Source organism: Synechococcus sp. N19 (assembly GCF_900474045.1).
Classification (GTDB): domain Bacteria; phylum Cyanobacteriota; class Cyanobacteriia; order PCC-6307; family Cyanobiaceae; genus Parasynechococcus.
Genome location: NZ_UCNR01000007.1, coordinates 89,595 through 107,168 on the forward strand (window position 1 = coordinate 89,595; position 17,574 = coordinate 107,168).

At 64.5% G+C, this 17,574-nt stretch carries 18 protein-coding genes and 1 tRNA gene; 10 read left to right on the forward strand and 9 right to left on the reverse strand.

What is annotated here, in order from left to right; all coding sequences use genetic code 11:
• Window positions 1-2: 2 nt before the first annotated feature.
• Entirely contained in the window at window positions 3-914 is a 912-nt protein-coding gene (locus tag DXY02_RS03780; protein ID WP_114988096.1) for an FAD-binding domain-containing protein, read from the reverse strand.
• Between the two features lie 83 nt (window positions 915-997).
• Here DXY02_RS03780 and fabI point away from each other — a divergent pair, with 83 nt between their 5' ends.
• From fabI to DXY02_RS13185, 5 genes are all read left to right on the forward strand, one after another.
• A complete protein-coding gene (gene fabI / locus DXY02_RS03785; RefSeq protein ID WP_114988097.1) occupies window positions 998-1,780 on the forward strand; it encodes an enoyl-ACP reductase FabI in 783 nt (260 codons plus the stop codon).
• Between the two features lie 29 nt (window positions 1,781-1,809).
• Window positions 1,810-2,418 (forward strand): imidazoleglycerol-phosphate dehydratase HisB, encoded by a 609-nt coding sequence (gene hisB, locus DXY02_RS03790; protein ID WP_114988177.1) that lies wholly within the window; start codon window positions 1,810-1,812, stop codon window positions 2,416-2,418.
• Between the two features lie 60 nt (window positions 2,419-2,478).
• A complete protein-coding gene (locus DXY02_RS03795; RefSeq protein WP_114988098.1) occupies window positions 2,479-3,957 on the forward strand; it encodes a carotenoid oxygenase family protein in 1,479 nt (492 codons plus the stop codon).
• A gap of 74 nt (window positions 3,958-4,031) precedes the next feature.
• Window positions 4,032-4,289, forward strand: coding sequence for a hypothetical protein (locus DXY02_RS13180; RefSeq protein WP_371639916.1), 258 nt, complete (start codon window positions 4,032-4,034; stop codon window positions 4,287-4,289).
• A 72-nt stretch (window positions 4,290-4,361) separates the two neighbouring features.
• Window positions 4,362-4,730, forward strand: coding sequence for an SIMPL domain-containing protein (locus DXY02_RS13185; protein WP_371639926.1), 369 nt, complete (start codon window positions 4,362-4,364; stop codon window positions 4,728-4,730).
• A gap of 12 nt (window positions 4,731-4,742) precedes the next feature.
• On the opposite strand, the gene DXY02_RS03805 is transcribed toward DXY02_RS13185, so the two are convergent.
• The 6 genes from DXY02_RS03805 to DXY02_RS03830 all read right to left on the reverse strand — a co-directional run bounded on the left by DXY02_RS03805 (window position 4,743) and on the right by DXY02_RS03830 (window position 11,705).
• Window positions 4,743-6,296, reverse strand: coding sequence for a BCCT family transporter (locus DXY02_RS03805; RefSeq protein ID WP_114988099.1), 1,554 nt, complete (start codon window positions 6,294-6,296; stop codon window positions 4,743-4,745).
• An 18-nt stretch (window positions 6,297-6,314) separates the two neighbouring features.
• Window positions 6,315-7,505 carry an FAD-dependent oxidoreductase gene (locus DXY02_RS03810; protein ID WP_114988100.1) on the reverse strand — a complete coding sequence of 397 codons (1,191 nt, stop codon included), beginning with the start codon at window positions 7,503-7,505 and terminating at the stop codon, window positions 6,315-6,317.
• Window positions 7,502-8,557, reverse strand: coding sequence for a Glu/Leu/Phe/Val dehydrogenase dimerization domain-containing protein (locus DXY02_RS03815; protein WP_114988101.1), 1,056 nt, complete (start codon window positions 8,555-8,557; stop codon window positions 7,502-7,504). Before DXY02_RS03815 ends, DXY02_RS03810 begins: the two co-directional genes overlap by 4 nt.
• Window positions 8,557-9,594: an SAM-dependent methyltransferase gene (locus tag DXY02_RS03820; RefSeq protein WP_114988102.1), complete on the reverse strand. Its 1,038-nt coding sequence runs from the start codon at window positions 9,592-9,594 to the stop codon at window positions 8,557-8,559. The genes DXY02_RS03815 and DXY02_RS03820 overlap by 1 nt, the downstream gene beginning before the upstream one ends.
• Window positions 9,595-9,663: 69 nt before the next feature.
• Entirely contained in the window at window positions 9,664-10,245 is a 582-nt protein-coding gene (gene rdgB, locus DXY02_RS03825; RefSeq protein ID WP_114988103.1) for an RdgB/HAM1 family non-canonical purine NTP pyrophosphatase, read from the reverse strand.
• Window positions 10,242-11,705 (reverse strand): phosphoglucomutase/phosphomannomutase family protein, encoded by a 1,464-nt coding sequence (locus DXY02_RS03830; protein ID WP_114988104.1) that lies wholly within the window; start codon window positions 11,703-11,705, stop codon window positions 10,242-10,244. Before DXY02_RS03830 ends, rdgB begins: the two co-directional genes overlap by 4 nt.
• 53 nt (window positions 11,706-11,758) lie before the next feature.
• Between DXY02_RS03830 and DXY02_RS03835 the strand changes: the two genes are divergently transcribed.
• Window positions 11,759-13,234 carry a TM0106 family RecB-like putative nuclease gene (locus tag DXY02_RS03835; protein ID WP_114988105.1) on the forward strand — a complete coding sequence of 492 codons (1,476 nt, stop codon included), beginning with the start codon at window positions 11,759-11,761 and terminating at the stop codon, window positions 13,232-13,234.
• Here the strand turns inward: DXY02_RS03835 and DXY02_RS03840 are convergent.
• Together DXY02_RS03840 and pyrE are read right to left on the reverse strand one after the other, a co-directional pair.
• Entirely contained in the window at window positions 13,216-14,010 is a 795-nt protein-coding gene (locus DXY02_RS03840; protein WP_114988106.1) for a glycine cleavage T-protein, read from the reverse strand. The genes DXY02_RS03835 and DXY02_RS03840 overlap by 19 nt on opposite strands.
• The gene (gene pyrE / locus DXY02_RS03845; protein WP_114988107.1) at window positions 14,007-14,579 is read right to left on the reverse strand and encodes an orotate phosphoribosyltransferase; all 573 of its coding nucleotides are present in this window, start codon (window positions 14,577-14,579) and stop codon (window positions 14,007-14,009) included. Before pyrE ends, DXY02_RS03840 begins: the two co-directional genes overlap by 4 nt.
• A 124-nt stretch (window positions 14,580-14,703) precedes the next feature.
• Here pyrE and DXY02_RS03850 point away from each other — a divergent pair, with 124 nt between their 5' ends.
• The 4 genes from DXY02_RS03850 to DXY02_RS03860 all read left to right on the forward strand — a co-directional run bounded on the left by DXY02_RS03850 (window position 14,704) and on the right by DXY02_RS03860 (window position 17,563).
• Complete coding sequence (locus DXY02_RS03850; RefSeq protein ID WP_179948725.1) at window positions 14,704-15,135, forward strand: hypothetical protein; 432 nt, start codon at window positions 14,704-14,706, stop codon at window positions 15,133-15,135.
• A gap of 12 nt (window positions 15,136-15,147) precedes the next feature.
• Window positions 15,148-15,220 (forward strand) — tRNA-Ile (locus DXY02_RS12405).
• A gap of 13 nt (window positions 15,221-15,233) precedes the next feature.
• Window positions 15,234-16,505, forward strand: coding sequence for a hemolysin family protein (locus DXY02_RS03855; protein ID WP_114988108.1), 1,272 nt, complete (start codon window positions 15,234-15,236; stop codon window positions 16,503-16,505).
• A 50-nt stretch (window positions 16,506-16,555) separates the two neighbouring features.
• Window positions 16,556-17,563 (forward strand): Gfo/Idh/MocA family protein, encoded by a 1,008-nt coding sequence (locus DXY02_RS03860; protein WP_114988109.1) that lies wholly within the window; start codon window positions 16,556-16,558, stop codon window positions 17,561-17,563.
• Window positions 17,564-17,574 lie beyond the last annotated feature (11 nt).

Below are 17,574 nucleotides of genomic sequence, written 5' to 3' on the forward strand. Positions count from 1 at the left end.
GCTTATCGCTTGGGACGGGCCAGGGCGGCACTGGCGCCTCTGCTGCTCCGGCGCTGGCGGTTGCTCTGCTGGTTGCGGTTGTTGCCGGTCTCCCGTATGGCCGGCATCGGGGCGAACAGCTGGTTCTCCAGTTGGTCGTAGCTGCCTTCGAATGGGCAGCTATTCGCACTGGGGCAGCTGTCGCAGTAGTGCCCGTCGCTGTAGCGCTGCAGATTGCCGCGGTTGAAGAAATAGGGCTTGTGGCTGAAGGTGCTGGCCACCCACTGCCAGCTCAGATGGTTGCTGGCTGGATCGCCATCCAGCAGGTGCTCAAGAAACCAGTCGGCACCGGCCTTCCAGTGCACCCGTCGCCAGTGCACGAGCCAGGCGGCCATCCACATGCGGGAGTGGTTGTGCAGCCAGCCGGTGCTCACCAGTTGATCGCGGAAGCCGTCCATGCAGGCCAGCCCTGTGGTCCCGTCGCGCACATCGGCCGGCAGCTCTCGGGCATAGGCCCCGGCGTCATGGCCTGTTTTGAACGGCTCCTGATCGTCATGGATGCCATCCCCCAGATCGAGCCACATCCGTTGCCAGAAGTCCCGCCAGCCGAGTTCATTGATCAGCTTTCCGCCCTCATCGCGGTTGCGGATCCGTGCAAACACTGAATCGCGCACCTCCGCGAGGGTCAGCACGCCGTGACGGATGTAGGGCGACAGCCCGGTGACCGCACCCTTGAGGTGATTGCGACTTTTGGCGTAGCGCCTTGCGTCAATGCGCCGCAGTTTGTCTTCGGCTGCTTCACGCCCACCGCGGATCGGGCTGAGTTCACCCTCCGCCCCTGGGAACTCTTGCGCCAACAGGGTGTTGAGGGCATCGCGGGACTCGAATTGCCGCGGCAGGTCGCCGTTGATCGGGGGTGACGCAGCGCTGTGCACCGGCCTTTGTCAGTACAGAAGCGGTGATCTTGGCGGGGGATGGGGGAGAATCGCGCGAATTCAACCCGTTCCGGTCTGTCCCGATGCTGCTTGATCTCACCGGCAAGAAGATTCTCGTCACCGGCATCGCCAACAACCGTTCGATCGCCTGGGGCATCGCTCAGCAGCTGAAGGCGGCCGGTGCCGAACTCGGCATCACTTACCTGCCTGACGACAAGGGCCGCTTTGAGGCCAAGGTGCGCGAACTCACCGCTCCCCTGGAGCCCAGCCTGTTCTTGCCTCTGAACGTGCAAGATGCCGACCAGATGGCTGAGGTCTTCGGCGAGATCAAGGATAAGTGGGGCGTCCTCGACGGTCTGGTGCACTGCCTGGCCTTTGCCGGCAAGGAAGAGCTGATCGGTGACTACAGCGCCACCACCGCTGAGGGTTTTGCCCGTTCCCTCGACATCAGCGCTTATTCCCTGGCGCCCCTCTGCGCCCATGCCAAGCCGCTGTTCAGCGAGAAGGCCGGTGTGATCACGCTCTCTTACCTCGGTGCTGAGCGGGCGATCCCCAACTACAACGTGATGGGCGTCGCCAAGGCGGCTTTGCAGGCGTCCGTTCGCTATCTGGCGGCAGAGCTGGGCCCCGAAAAGCAGGTGCGCGTCAATGCCATCAGCGCCGGCCCGATCCGCACCCTGGCCAGCTCCGCCATCGGCGGCATTCTCGACATGATCCATAACGTGGAGGAGAAGGCTCCTTTGCGCCGCACCGTCACCCAGATGGAAGTGGGTGGTACAGCTGCCTTCCTGCTCAGCGATCTGGCCAGCGGCATCTCTGGTCAGACCATCTACGTGGATGCGGGCTATTGCGTTACCGGAATGTGAGGCACGATGAGGGCACTGAAGCTCAGGTGATGGCACGTCAGGGAACGATCCATCGGGTCACCGGTGAAACCGACGTGAAGCTGCGTCTGGATCTGGATGGCTCCGGCCAGTGCCAGGCCAGCACCGGTGTGCCGTTTCTCGACCACATGCTTCATCAGATCAGCAGCCATGGCCTGATCGACCTGGAGATCAATGCGGTGGGAGACACCCACATCGACGATCACCACACCAATGAGGACGTGGGCATTGCCGTGGGGCAGGCCCTGGCCCAGGCCCTGGGGGACCGGCGCGGCATTCATCGCTTCGGTCACTTCGTGGCACCGCTGGATGAGGCCCTGGTGCAGGTGGCCCTGGATTGTTCCGGTCGCCCCCACCTCAGCTACAGCCTCAAGATTCCCAGCCAGAAGATCGGCACGTACGACACCGAGCTAGTGAAGGAGTTCTTCGTGGCGGTGGTCAACAACAGCGGGCTGACCCTCCACATCCGTCAGCTGGATGGGGCCAACTCCCACCACATCGTTGAAGCCTGCTTCAAGGCCTTTGCCCGGGCCCTGCGCATGGCCACGGAGGTGGATCCACGCCGGGCCGGCGCCATCCCCAGCAGCAAAGGGGTGCTGGAGCAGGCCGGCGCCAGCTGAGCGCGGCTCCGCGCTTCACAGTCCGTTACGAGAGGATGGGCGGACGTTGATCGTTCGCCCGTGACCGTCGCCCCCGCCCGCAGCTACGACCGCAGCGACTGGGCCAGTTCCTTTGTGAACGTTGAGCAGGAACTCACCGACGTGGCGCTGACACCGGTGCGTGGAACGGTTCCGACGGAGCTTCAGGGCACCTTCTATCGCAATGGCCCCGGGCGGCTTGAGCGGGATGGGCATCGGGTGCATCACCCCTTCGACGGCGACGGCATGATTGCGGCGATGCGGTTTGAGAACGGCAGCGTCTGCCTCAGCAACCGTTTTGTGCGTACTGAGGGTTGGCTGGCGGAGGAGAAGGCCGGCAAGGTGCTCTACCGAGGCGTGTTCGGCAGTCAGAAGCCGGGTGGTCGACTGGCAAATGCCTTTGACCTGCGCTTGAAGAACATCGCCAACACCAATGTGGTGCGTCTGGGTGATCAGCTGTTGGCCCTCTGGGAGGCGGCGGAACCCCATGCGCTCGATCCCCGCAGCCTGGAGACCCGCGGCCTGTCGCGCCTCGATGGTGTCTTGAAAAAGGGCGAGGCTTTCAGTGCTCACCCCCGCTTCGACCCCGGCCACAACGGACGGCCCCGCATGGTCACCTTCGGGGTCGAGACCGGGCCCCGCAGCACCATCCGTCTGATGGAGTTCGCCACCGATGGCCCGGATGCTGGCGCCTTGCTGCACGACCGTTCCGACAGCTTCCCCGGCTTCGCCTTCCTCCACGATTTCGCCATCACTCCCAACTGGGCGGTGTTCCTCCAGAACGCCATCGCCTTTAATCCCTTGCCGTTTGTGACCGGCGAAAAGGGTGCGGCCCAGTGCCTGGCATCTCAACCCGGCGGCAAAGGGCGCTTCTGGCTGATTCCCCGCGATTCCGGCCGCTTCGCCGGTCAGAAGCCCCGCATTCTCGAAGCTCCCGACGGTTTCGTTTTCCATCACCTCAATGCCTTTGAGGATGGCGATCAAGTTGTGGTGGAGAGCATCGTCTACGACGATTTCCCGTCCATCGGACCTGATGAGGATTTCGCTGAGGTGAATTTCGACACGGTGCCGGAGGGGATCCTGCACCGTTGCCGCCTCGATCTGAGTCGGGAATCGGTGCAGACCATGCGGATCAGCGAGCGCACCTGTGAGTTCGCCATGGTCAACCCCGAGCGTCAGGGCCTCAGCGCCCGCTTCGCCTGGATGGCGGTGGCAGAGCGGGAGAGAGGCAACGATCCGTTGCAGGCCATCCAGAAACTTGATCTGGATTCCGGGGAGACCCACACCTGGAGTGCTGCGCCCAGGGGCTTTGTGAGCGAGCCGTTGATGGTGCGTCGTCCCGGCGCTGATGCAGAGGACGACGGCTGGGTGCTCGATCTGGTGTGGAACGGGGCCCGGGCCGCATCCGATTTGGTGATCCTTAACGCCCGTGATCTGTCGGAGGTGGCGGTGCTTGAGCTGCCGTTGGCCGTTCCCCATGGCCTGCACGGGAGCTGGGCGGCGTGTTCAGTCACGGCTTGACACAGGCCGGTCACGGTTGAGCAGGGTTTGCCGCTCCCAGCTCGCCAGCATGGGGATCCAACAGAAGGCTCGATATGACTTCTCGACTCTTGGGCGGTGCCACGGTCGCCGTGGCCGTCCTCTCCGGGCTGAGTGCTGTGGCGCCATTTCCCTTGAGGGCTGCAGAACGCGTTTGCAATGGCACCCTGCTTCAGATCCAGGTGAACGAGCGTGGAACAAGCCGTAGCGATTGCTTTCGCTTCTCGCTCGGGCTCGACGCTGAAGATCTCAGTAAGGACGCTGCGCTGAGCGCCCTGAACGCCCGGTTGGCAAAGGCGCGTCAGGCCATTTAGCCGCTCGCCCTGGGTCAGCTCACCATCCCTGCATCCCGCAGCTACGTCGTTGGGGGCGCGGCGGGATCACGACTGGAGCGGGCAAGCACCACCATCACAGGCGAGGTGAGCCGTGACGATTACGACGCGCTGATCCAGGCCGCCGGTCGCTTGCCGGGAGTGCGACTGCAGGGAATGACGTCCTTGGCGTCCAGCGACAGCCGTGCCTCATTTGCTGATCAGTTGCTCAAACAAGCTCTTGAGAATGGGCGACGTCGCGCTCAGACCACAGCACGGGCTCTCGGCCTGCCCAAGGTGGAGTTGTTGCTGATTGACCAGCGGGGTTCGATCCATCGACCCATGCCGATGGTGGCCCGCATGGGTGAGGCAAGCTTCAGGCCTGGGGAGGCTCCCAAGCCCAGTCAGAACCTCACTCTCGAACTGAACTACTGCCTGCGTTGACTGGCATCGACATCACTGTGGAGTGACCGTGGTGCGCCGCCATTCCTTCCAGGCCAATCGTGGCGCGCTCCAGAGGGTGGCCAGCACCAAGGGGGTGACCGGCACCGCGGTGATCACGATGAAGGCCTGCAGGGCATCGATGGAGGTGCTGTCCCCCAGGCCCGAGCCGATGCGCAGCAGCACCAAGGTGAGGCTGCCTATTATCAAGGCCCAGAACAGGCGCAGCAGAGCAGGGGGCTCGTTGCGGCCGCTCACCACCATGGCCGCGGCGTAACTCATTGAGTCGGCGCTGGTGCACATGAACAGCACCACCAGCACCAGGCCGATCGGAATCAGCAGACCGGCCAGGGGGAGTTGGCTGAGGATCGTGAGCAGGGCAGCGGCGGCTCCGTTCTGGGCCAGGGTTTCGCTGATGCCGCCCCCCGCCAATTCGAGATGCAATCCGGTGCCCCCCAGCAGGGTGAACCAAAGGTTGGTCACGACCGGGCAGAGGATGGCCACCGCCAGCACCAGTTCACGAATGCTGCGGCCGCGGCTGACGCCGGCGGTGAACAGCCCCATCAAGGGCGCATAGCCAAGGAACCAGCCCCAGTAGAACACCGTCCAGCCATTCACCCAGTTCGCCGGCACGGCATTGGGAGTGAGGGCCATCTGCGGCAGGTGGATCAGGTAAGTGATGAAGCCGCTGAAGAAGTGCTGCATCAGCCAGAGGCCCGGGCCCAAAAGCAGCAGGCCCGCCGCCATGGCCAGGGTGAGCCACACATTGAGCTCCGACAGCCACTTGATGCCTTTTTGAATGCCGCTGACGGTGGAGGTCGCGAAGACGGTGGTCAGCAGCACCACCACCAGGGATTGCAAGCCGGCACTGTCGCTGAGCCAGGGCAGTTGCCCTGCGGCATTGCTGAGCTGCAGCGAGAGGAAACCCAAGGGGCCAACCGTGCCGGCGATTGCGGCCACCACAGACAACCCATCCGCCAGGTGACCGAGCGGACCATCCACCCAGCTGCGCGGCACGATGTTCACCAGCAGTGTGCGGGGACGCAGGGGTTCACCGCGTCGCTCCAGGATCGAGAAGGTGATCGTGGTGGTGGTGGCCACCAGGGCCCAGGCGAGGAAGCCCCAGTGCAGAAAACTCACCGCCAGGGCGGGATCCACCGCTGCGGATGTGCTGCCCTCGACCCTCGCAAACACCGGTGATGGGGTCTGGAAGTGATACAGCGGTTCGGCTGCCGACCAGAACACACCACCCCCCGCCAGCAGGGTGCAGATCAGCACTGCGCACCAGTCGAAGAATTTGAGACTGGGCTTACTCTCAGCGCCTCCAAGCCGGAGTTTGCCGACTGGGCTGATGGCCAGGATCAGCGCGATCAGAAACAGCAGCACCACCATCCACTGCCAGACCCCGCCGAGGGCATCACTGATCACGGCTTTGCCGTTGTCGGTGAATTGCTTGGCCAGCGCCAGGTCGATGGCCGACACCAGCAGAAAGATCAGCAGGGGAGCAGCCCCCACCCAGAGGGGGGGCTGGCGCCACCAGGAGCGCTGGTTCGCGGGGGTGTCAGGCATCGGATGAGGGGTGAGGGGTCAGGCGCGGACGGCGGCGCGTTGGTGGCTCCAGCAGGAGAGATCCACCGCTGGTTGTTCTCCACTGGCGAGGCGTGCCAGGGAATCACCGATCAGGGGGGCGAACTTGAAGGCCTGGCCGGAGCCTCCTGCGAACAGGCTCAGCTTCGGGGTGAGCCGGTCCAGCACGAAGTTCACGTCGCTGGCCATGGAGTAAGGGCTGATCACGGTCTCCACCCGCTCCTGCACACCCTCCAGTTCGTTGAACAGGAAGGTGTCGAGTAGCTCCACCAGGCGAGCGGGTGGCTCGGTCACCATGGTGTTGGGTTCGGCGACGCGCAGCTCCCGCGGAGCCCAGTCGATGCCCGCCTTGATCCGGGGGAGGCCATCCGCCGTTTGGCTGAGGACGGGGAATCCGTAGTAGAGGCCACCGTCATCGCCGCGTTCCTGCTGGAAGCAGAACCACTGGGGGTAGCGATCGGCCAGCGCCGGGTCGACCGTGTAGTGAGCCCAGAGCATGGGCCATACCTCCAGTTTGGGTGAGAGGCCCAGAGGGGCCAGCAACAGCTGGCTCCAGATCCCGCAGGCCACCACCAGCTGTCCAGCGGCGATGTGTTCGCCGCTCTCCAGGGTGACGCCACCGCCATCGGCATCGAGGCCCGCCACGGGGCAGTGCTCGATCAGCCGATGGCCGGCATTGCGGGCGGTGTTGATCCAGTGGGCCACGACCCTGTCGCTGCGCACGGCGCCGGCGGTGGGCTCGAACAGTCCGGTGAAGCCCGGCTTCGGCTTCAGCGGGAAACGGGCCGCGATCTGGTCGGCGTTGAGGGCCTCATAGGGGATGCCCTGATCGTCCATGACCCGTCGGGCCCCAGGGATCGACCCCTCGATCGTCTCTTCATCCCAGCTTTCGCCGTAAAAGAGCAGGCCGTGGGTCTCCCGCAGTTGCTGACCGGCGTGGTTTTCTTCCTCGCGCCAGAGGCGGTTGGCCTCCTGGGCGAGACGGCAGAGCACCGGGTCGGAATACATCTCCCGGAACATCCGGGTTTCGCCATAGCTGCTGGCTTTGGCGTGGGCCAGGGTCTGAGCCTCCAGCAGCACCACATCGCGCACGCCGCGGCGGGCCAGGGATGCAGCGCAGCTGAGGCCGGCCATGCCGCCGCCCACGATCACGACGGCTGCCCGGCTGGGGAAGGACGCTGGTGTGCTCATTCGCTTTCTCCAAAGCTGAGGCCGATGGGCTCGGTGGATGGTGTTGCAGCCACCTCCTCAAGGGCTGCACCCACCGACAGGCCCTGTTCGCGCTGATTCAGATACTCGCTGGCCCTTCGGCGCACCTCATCGCGAACGAAGGCATAGACGTCCTTGGCACCAGCGTCTTTCCAGGCGTCGGGGGAGAACCGCTCGATTGAATCGGCGATCACAGCTCCTGCATTCACAAGGGGGTCCGGCAGCACCCGCACACCGCGGCGACGCAGGTCATCCGCCAATTGGGGTTGCTGGAAGGGGGCATTGGCGGCAGGCACCACGGCGGGGGTTTTCAGCGCCGTCGCCATTTCTGCGTTGATTAACCCGGAGATCGAGCAGGGCAGCAGTAGGTCGAGGTTCAGTTCCCACCAAGCGCAGTTCTCCGGCAGCGGCGTTGCGCCAGGAAAACTGGCTTTTGCGCGGTCCAGATCCACGGTGAACACGGTCCAACCGTGCTCGACAAGATGGCGGGCAACGGTGCCACCAACGGCACCGCAGCCGTGCACGAGGGCCCGGCCGGGGTGGGCGTCGTTGAGGTCCTTGTCGAGAACGGCCTCCACAGCGCCGAGGGTGCCGTGGGCGGTGGCGGCACTGGCGTCCACAGGGCTGCCGACCGCCGCCAGCACATGGGGGGTGAGCGCCGTCAGACGCTCCATGTCTTCCAGGCTGGTGTTGAGATCGCAGCCGGTGATCATCGCGCCGTCAAGCGACTCCAGCAACTCGGCGGTGACGCTGATCAGCTCATCCTTGACGGCATCGGGTTCAGCGGCCCGGGCAACGATCTTGCCGCCGGCGAAACCGGTGCCGTAAAGATCGTGCTTGTGGGTCATCAACCCCGCCAGCCGCTGGCCGTCTGCGATGCAGGCCTCATCGCTCGGGTAATTGAGCACCCGCAGGCCTCCGTTGGCGGGGCGCTTGGCATCGGTGTCTTCCGCCACCACGAACACCGAGAGGTGGTCGGAGACGTGTTCCGCCAGCACCGACACGGTCGGCGCTGTTTTCTTGCCGCTGCTCATCAGGCCACCTTCTTCATCATCTGGTGGTGTTCGACGTAGTCGAGGCTCCATTCGCTGGGGGCTTCGGCGATGCGCTGCTGCAGCCGCTCGAACACCGTGTCTGCTGCGGTGTCGCCGGCAGCACTGGCGAAGCTGTGGCGGCTCCAGCTGCGGATCGTCGCCATCAATCCGGCGGCGAAAGTCGCCGTGTCCCCGTTCTCGTTCCAGCGGCGTCGGTAAGGGCACTTCACGTAAACGGTGCGCTCGTCCACCAGCCTCAGGCCGTTGCGGTAGGCGGCGCTGCTCTTGTCCTTCAGCGGAGCCATGAACTCCTCGGGGGACTTGTAGAAGTTCAGAACCGTGCCTTGTTGGTACTGCTCCTGGCTGATCAGGCCTTCCTCGGCCATGCCCCGCCAGATCTGGTGCAGCTGGTCGTGCACGTTGCGGGTTTCGCCGCCGTTGTGGCCGAGATAGAGCCCTGCCTCATCACGGGAGAGATTCACCGTCAGCAGGCAGCCGCCCAGCTTCAGTTCGCGGCTGCGCAGCTCGAGGATGTGGTTCCAGTCCTTCATTGCCTGAGCGGTGAAGCGCTGAAGCGCGTCGGCATCACCGGACGCCAACACATGGGTGTGGCTGTTCAGGGGGCCGGGGGAGGCGCTCAGCCAGTGCATGGCCGTGGCGGAAAAACCGAAGCTCACCGAGTTCGGCGCCACGGAGGGCTCGTAGAAGCTGCGGGCACTCACCAGCACCGTTGGTTTCGGATCCCGGGGGATCTGCAGGGCCAGGTTGTTGGCCAGAGCAATGTTGTCGTTGCTCGGCAGGTCGTTGCCGATCAACGTCAGGTGGGCCTTCGGCTGGTTGGCATGCAGGCGATCCAGCACCTGGTTCCAGAGCCCAACAGCGGTTCCACCGTCGGCAGCTCCGTAATCGATCAGGACATGACTGTCAGCGACAGCCAGTTGATTCACACAAGTCAGGGCCCAGTCCGAGGCGGCTTCGATGCACAGAAGAGCGCCCTCGGTCTGCGCGCTGTAACCCATGGTCATGGCGATGGCCATGGACCTCGTCAGCGGCAGACCTCACCGTACAGACCATGCCCCGAGAGCCTTTGTATCCGTGGTTCTTCTTCAGCTTGCTTCGAGCAACTGGCGCAACTTGGGTTCCAGGAGGCTGAAGGCCTTGCCGCGGTGGCCGTGCTGCTTTTTCTCCGCCAATGGCATCTCCGCGAAGGTGCGGCCGGTTCCAGCAACTTCGAAGATCGGGTCGTAGCCGAAACCCTGATCTCCCCGCGGTGCGGCCGTGATCAAGCCGTCGCAGCGGCCTTCTACCTCCAGCAGGATGGTGCCGTCTGGGGCGGCGACACAGAGCGCGGCGCAGAAATAGGCCTGGCGTTGGTCTGAGCCGTTCAGGGTCTTCAGCAGCCGGGCAATGCGTTCCGGGTCGGTGGGGGCGTAGCGGGCGGAATGAACACCCGGAGCGCCATCAAGCGCATCAACGCTGAGGCCTGAATCGTCGGCCAGGGCCCATTCCCCTGTGGCGGCGGCAACCGCTTGAGCCTTGAGCTGGGCATTGGCGGCAAAGGTGGTGCCCGTCTCCTCCACCTCCAAGCCTTCTGGCTGGGGTTGCACGCTGACGGGCAGGGCCTGCAGTAGACCCTGGAATTCACGAATCTTGCCGGCGTTGCCGCTGGCGATCACAAGGGTCTTCATGCGGCCTCCGCAAACTGTCGGGCCCAGGCGAGAACCTCGTTCACCCGCTCGGCATCCGGCCCTTCGCAGTAGAGCCGCAGCAGCGGTTCCGTGCCGGAGAAGCGCAGCATCAGCCAGTGGTTCGGCCCCATCCTCAGTTTGATCCCGTCGGTGCTGATCACCTCCAGCACGTCTGCGCCGGCGATGGTCGAGGGCGTGCTCTGGTCCAGCAGCGTCTCGAGCCGTCGGCGTGCCTCCATGTCGGCCAGGCGCAGGTCGAGTCGGTCGTAGTGACTGCTGCCTCCATGTTGTTGCTGGAGTGCATCCAGACGCGCACCCAGGGGTTGCTTCCCTTCCACAAGGGCTTCCAGCACCAGCATCGCCGCGAACAGGGCGTCCCGCTCGGGCAGGTGCATGCCGAAGCCCACACCACCGGATTCCTCTCCGCCGATCAGTACATCCCCGGCCAGCATCTCTGCGGCGATGTACTTGAAGCCCACCGCGAGCTCCAAAACCTGGCGTCCCTGGGCCTCCGCCACCAGCCGCATCAGATCCGAGCCGCTCACGGTCTTGACCACGGCGCCCGGCAGCTGGCGGGCTCGGGCCAGGTGATCGATCAACAGGGGCATCAGCAGCTGGGTGCTGCAGAACCGGCCGGTCTCATCCACGGCAGCGATGCGGTCACCATCGCCGTCGAACACCAATCCCACCGCAGGAGTTCCGGTGGCCGTTGAGGCTTTCACAGCCGCGATCAACGCCCCGAGGTAGGGCGCCAGGGGTTCCGGTGGATGACCGCCAAACAAGGGATCACGGTCGCTGCGGATCTCTTCCACAACGCCAGCGGCTTCAGGGCCGAGCAGCTCAGTCACACAGCCGGCGGCTGATCCATGCATCGGATCGACGATCACCTTGAGGTTGAAAGCCTTGAGGCCATCAACCAGGGCACTGAGGTCCAACTTGCGGCGCAACCCTTCCAGATGCTCGCCGCGCCCATCAAACCGGGGGACTTCCGCTTTGATCGGTGCCGTGATGCCGCCGCCGGCCAGACGTCGTTCGACTGCGGCTGTGAAGTCTCCCTCGACCGATCCACCAAAGGGCCCTTTGATCTTCAGCCCCAGCCATTCCGGTGGGTTGTGACTGGCGGTGATCACCAACGCTCCCAGGGCTTTGCGCTCCACCACGGCCCAGCTGCAGGCCGGCGTGGGCACAGCGGTGTCGGTGAGCAGGGGTTCCAGTTCACAACCCCGCACAGCGGCTGCGATGGCTTCCGCCAGTTCTGGAGCCAGAAAGCGCCGGTCGTAACCGATCACCACCGTTCGGCTGTTGAGACCTTCGGGGGCGCGATGGGCGAGCTCTTGAGCCGCGGCAGCGGCAACGGGCAACAACCGCTCAACCGTGATGTCGACGCCGGTGATCCCGCGCCAGCCATCGGTGCCGAACTTGATCGGAGCTGGACTCAGAGGGAGGGGAGCCGATGCCATGGCACAGCCTGCACTTCAGTGGATCTAGCAGCTGGCGGCCGTAGGGTCGGCGGATGGGTGACACCCCGGCTGCCGACAACGCTCTCACCGACCGGTTGCTGCGCAGTTGGCTGCGTTGCCGTCGCAAGGCTTGGCTCGATCGCCACGGGAATCCTGCCGAGCGGCGTTGGACGGCCCATCGCAATCTCCTGCTGGACGACCAGCAGCGCTGTTTTGTGGCTTTGCTCCCCCGCAAGCCTGGGCATGGCATCGCCGCCTGTGCTGCCGGAGCCGAGGCCGTGGTGGGTCTGCGCCTGAAGGGGCTTGGCCCATCCGGTGAGCCGTTGGAGGCACACCCTCCACTGCTGCGGCGGGTCAAGGGGCAGAGCCGCTGGGGTGACTTCGCCTATCAACCGGTGCTGGCCCGTCAGGGCCGCCGCACCACCCGGGAACATCAGCTGCCGCTGGCGTTGATGGCCCTGTTGCTTGAGCAGCATCAGCAGGGAGATGTTCCGTCGATGCTGGTGCTCGGCGGTGGTGGCCGGCGCCTCGAACAGGAGCGGCTGCATCTCTCCAGTGGTCTGCGCCGACAGCTGTCGGAGGGGCTCCGCAAACTGCGCTCTGACCTCGAGCGCCCGGTTCCTCCTCCGCTGGCCGCTGACCGGCGCAAGTGCTCACTTTGCAGCTGGCGTGTCGCCTGCAATGCCGTGGCGGCGGAGGAAGGGCATCTGAGCGAGGTCAGCGGCATCGGGGCCAAGCGGCGCGAGATGTTGCTGGAGCTTGGGATTCGCGGCTTGTCCGATCTGGCCGCGGCTGATCCGTTGCAGCTCGCCGAGCAGCTGCAGCGTTTTGGGGATCAGCATGCTGAGGTGGCCGCATCCCTGGTGGCTCAGGCCCGGGCGCAGCGGGATGGACGGGTGGAGCGTTTGGATGCCTCAGCGGCACTGCCGGAACTGCAGGACTGTCCTGGTGTGATGCTCTACGACATCGAATCCGATCCCGACGCCCGTCACGACTTCCTTCACGGTTTTCTGGTGTTGCCCAGAACCAAAAGCGGAAACTGGGATCTGGCATCCCTGGCGTATCACCCGATCCTGGCTCTGGCGGAGCATGGTGAAGCCCGTTGCTGGCTCCGTTTGCAACGGTTGCTGAATCGCTATCGGGGTTGGCCGATCCTCCACTACGGGGAGACAGAAAGCCTGGCCTTAAGGCGTATGGCTGAGCGGCAGGGTGCTGCCGAGGCCGAGGTGCTGCAGCTTCGTCAGCGGTTGGTGGATGTGCATGCCCGGGTCAGACATCACTGGCGCCTACCCCTGGCCAGTTATGGCCTCAAGGCCGTGGCTGTTTGGCAGGGGTTTCAATGGAGTCAGGCCGGTGTGGATGGGGCCAGGGCCCTGCTCTGGTGGCGGCAGTGGCAGGGGGAGGGCCCCGATCGACGCGGCACCAGGCATGGGCTGCGCTGGATCTTCGATTACAACCGCGACGACTGCCTGGCCACCTGGGCCGTAGCCGACTGGTTGCTTGAACAGGATCAGGCGTCGGGATCCTGAAACGCCTCAGGTTGACGGATCTGGAGCTGTTCTCCGTTGGGACCTTCCAGCGTTGGACTGGCCAGGCACTGGCGGCGCACCAGGGCCAGCCCAAGCCAAGTGCCATCGCGTTCGAGCGCACTGGTGATCACCCCGGCTCGCTCGCCGTCCAGCGTGAGCTTGGCGGCGGCCGCCAGCGGACTAGGGCAGCTCCAACAGCGCAGCTGTTGCTTCACCCCTGCCTGGCCGATGAGTTTGGCCATGGTCTCCTGGCCGAGGTAGCAGCCTTTCTCTGTGCTGACCTGAGCGGCAAGCCCAAGCTCCAGGGGGTTGGTCTTGCCATTGAGTTCACCGGGTCCCGGGGGGAATCCGCTTTGAAGCCGCCATTGTTCCAGAGCCGTCGCGGTGGCTGCTTCCCCTGATGCCCAGGTCTCCGGCAGGGCCGCATCAGGATCGCACCACACGGCTGCAGCCATGGGCTCGAGCCACTGCAGTCGGCGCAACTGGCCCAGGGGTTGGAGGCGAACCCGATCGGCTGGAAAGATCACTTGATCAAATCCAGCGTGAACGGCAGAGGCCTCTCCCGCCAGAACGATCACATCGGCCCCCTCTGCATCGAAACGAAGTTCCAGCACGGCCCGCAAGCGTCCCGTTGCGGTCAGCCAGCAGGTCTGAAGTAGATCCCCGGATTGGAGTGCGTTGAGGTCAGCACTGGTCTGCCCCTGAAGAAACTGGCGTGCTCCGCTGCCGTTCAAGCGCAGCCAGGGAACCTGGGCGTCCCAAAACAACTTGCTCATGCAGGCGTGAAGGCGGCGATTTCAGACAGCTTGAAAAGGCTAATCAGTTCAAGATTTTCAGCCGTCATCGCAGCGTCACCCCCTTCTTCCCGGTCGACGATGGTGACGACCCGCTCCACCTTGTAGCCGGCGTCGCGTAGCTGTCGAACCGCCTTGAGGGATGAGCCTCCTGTGGTGACAACGTCTTCCAGCACGGTGATGCGTGCCCCGGGGGCAGGGAGCGGACCCTCCAGCCAGGCTCCGGTGCCGTGGCCTTTGGCTTCCTTTCGCACGATCAGCGCATCAAGCTCCCGACCTCGATCGGCGGCGGCCATGGCAACACCGCTCACCAGTGGGTCTGCTCCGAGGGTGAGACCAGCCACGGCCAGTGCATCGGCCTCCACCTGGGTGAGCATCGCCCGGCTGATCAGCGCCAGGCCGGAACCGCTCAGGCTCACGGGTTTGCAGTTCACGTAGTGCTCGCTCTTGCGGCCTGAAGCCAGGATGAAGTCTCCGCGTCGGTAGGCCAGGGTGGCCAGACGGTTCAGCAGTTGCTCCCGCTCAGTCGGGACACTCGACGATTCAGACATGGGGCTGGCCGCGCTTCGCAGATGTCCTTAGTTTGCGCTTAGAGCTGATTCAACCGGTGCTGCTGCGGTCGTTCTTTGGTTCGAGTCTGCTTCTGCTCGCCGGCCCATCGGTGTTGGCGGGCCGTTGGTCTGCACCACCAGTGTTAAGGCGCCTGTGCCCGGCAGTGGTGGTGCTCCCGTCGAAGTCACGGTGTGCCACCCCATGGAGACCACCAGTGAGCTGGTCAACCGTCGCTTCTACACCTGGACCTCGCCCATGGCCCGGGGCGTGGACCCCCTGCATCAATTGACCGATGTTCTGGGGATCGCAGTTGGCGGCATCGAGGGGAATCGGGTCATGGGATTCGGCTTCCCCGACCAGACGCTGATCTGGGATGGGTCTGCACTTCAGAACACGACGGGAGCCCTGCTGGAGGAGCAGAGTCCGCCGCTGCCGATGCGAACCATGGATATCTCAAGCGGTTTCAACGGCAGCCTGGCGGCTACCGAGACCATCGAAGCCGTGCCGGATGCGCCCTCAGACGATTACTTCCCCGGCGTGACTCCCCTGTGGTAACACTCTCCCCATGGGGGTCTAGCAATCTGGTGAATGCAGCGAACTCATAATTCGCCTAAGGCGAGTTCGATCCTCGCGACCCCCATTCCCCCCTGTTGATGCGGCTTCTTCTGCTGGCTGTTCTGCTGGTTCTCCCGGCCTTCTTCGCGGCTACAGAGGTGGCCCTGCTGCGGCTACGACCCAGTCGCGTTGAAGTGCTCGTTGAGGAAGGGCAGGCTGGGGCCCGTTCCATCCAGCGTCTTCAGCGACGCCTGCGGCGCGCTCTGCTGGTGTCTCAACTGGGTGCAACCCTTGCTCTGGTGGCCCTTGGCTGGGCTGGCCGTGGTCTGGGTGGGCGGCTCTGGTCGGATGGGTCTGTGGGTGTCGCTTGGCGCGACACAGCCTTGTTCCTCAGCATCGTGTTGCTGGCCACGCTGGTGGCTGGTTTGCTGCCCAAGGCCTGGGTGTTGAACCGTCCGGAATCCTCGGCGCTTCGCCTGGTGCCGCTGCTGGAGGTGGTGATGCGCTGCCTGGCCCCACTCCTCAATCTGCTTGAGGCGCTGGCGGGCCTGTTGATGCGCCTGCTTGGCCTGGCTCCCCAATGGGATGTGCTTGTGCCAGCCCTTTCCGCTGGTGAGCTGGAAACCCTTGTGGAGTCTGGACGGGTCACGGGCTTGTTCCCGGATGAGAAGAACATCCTGGAAGGTGTCTTCGCCCTGCGGGACACCCAGGTGCGGGAGGTGATGGTGCCGCGCTCTGGGATGGTCACTCTGCCGGCCACGGTCCGTTTTGCGGAAATGATGGAGGCCGTGCATCACACCCGTCATGCCCGCTTTCCGGTGATCGGCCAGTCGTTGGATGACGTGCGTGGCGTGCTGGATCTCCGTCAGATGGCCGAACCGATCGCACGGGGTGAGCTCCAGGCCGATTCGTTGCTCGAGCCGTATCTCCAGCCTGCGGTGCCCGTGTTGGAGACCTGCACGCTGGCGGAACTGCTGCCGATGATCCGCAGCGGTCAGCCGCTCCTGCTGGTGGTGGATGAGCACGGCGGCACCGAGGGTCTGGTGACCGCAGCAGATCTCACCGGAGAAATCGTTGGTGATGAGGATCCCGCCGAGACCGATGAACCGGATCTGCTCGAAGAGAAGGACTGCCCTGGTGCCTGGCTGGTGGCCGGGGACCTGGAGATTTTCGAGCTCAATCGACAGCTCGATCTCGATCTGCCCGAGGCCGATGACCATCACACCCTGGCGGGCTTCCTGCTGGAGCGGCTCCAGCACATTCCGTCCGCGGGGGAAGGGCTTCATTTCAACGGCCTGCAGTTCGAGATCACAGCCATGGCAGGGCCGCGGATCGATCGGGTCAGGCTTGTTCTCCCCAGCTCAGAGTGAAGATTCTGACTGAAGGCCGATAGTCTTCCCCCAATCGACCTCCTGCGCTGATGTCTCCCGACCCCATGGTCCCAGTCAAGGTCGGGGTGATAGGCATCGGCAACATGGGCTGGCACCACGCGCGGGTGCTCAGCCTTCTGCGGGATGCTGATCTCGTGGGCGTCGCGGATCCGGATGCTGAGCGCGGCAAGCTCGCCACTGAGCAATTCGGCTGCCGCTGGTTCGCCGACTACAACACCATGCTCTCGGAGGTGGAGGCCGTCTGCATCGCGGTCCCCACGCTGCTGCACCATCCCGTCGGTCTGGCCTGCCTGCGTGCGGGTGTGCACGTTCTGATTGAAAAGCCGATTGCGGCCAGTCAGGACGAGGCCACTGCACTGATTGAGGCCGCTTCAGCGGCGGGGTGTCTGCTGCAGGTGGGCCACATCGAGCGGTTTAACCCTGCCTTCCGTGAGCTCACCAAGGTGGTGGCCAACGAAGAGGTGGTGGTTCTTGAGGCGCGTCGCCACAGCCCCCACTCCGATCGGGCCAATGATGTCTCTGTGGTGCTGGATCTGATGATCCATGACATCGACCTCGTGCTCGAGCTGGCAAAAGCTCCCGTGGTGCGGCTCGCCGCTGCCGGTGGTCGCAGTGCCGAAGGCCCGATCGATTACGTCAACGCCACGTTGGGTTTCGAGAACGGTGTTGTGGCCAGCCTTACGGCCAGCAAGATGAGCCACCGCAAAATCCGCAGCCTCAGTGCCCATTGCCGTTCGAGCCTGGTGGAGACGGACTTCCTCAACCACACCCTGCACATCCACCGCCGGGCCCACGAGTGGTACTCCGCTGATCACGGTGAGCTGCTGTATCGGAATGACGGCTTCATCGAGGAGGTGAGCACCACCTCGATCGAACCGCTCTATGCCGAGCTCGAGCACTTTCTGCAGTGCGTGCGCGGCCGGGAGACCCCTGCGGTGGATGGTCTTCAGGCCTCGCGGGCTCTCAAGCTGGCAGACCTGATCGAGCAGGCCGTTGAACACCCGGATACGGGAGCGCCCCTGTGCGCACCGATCTGAGGGCTTCCACT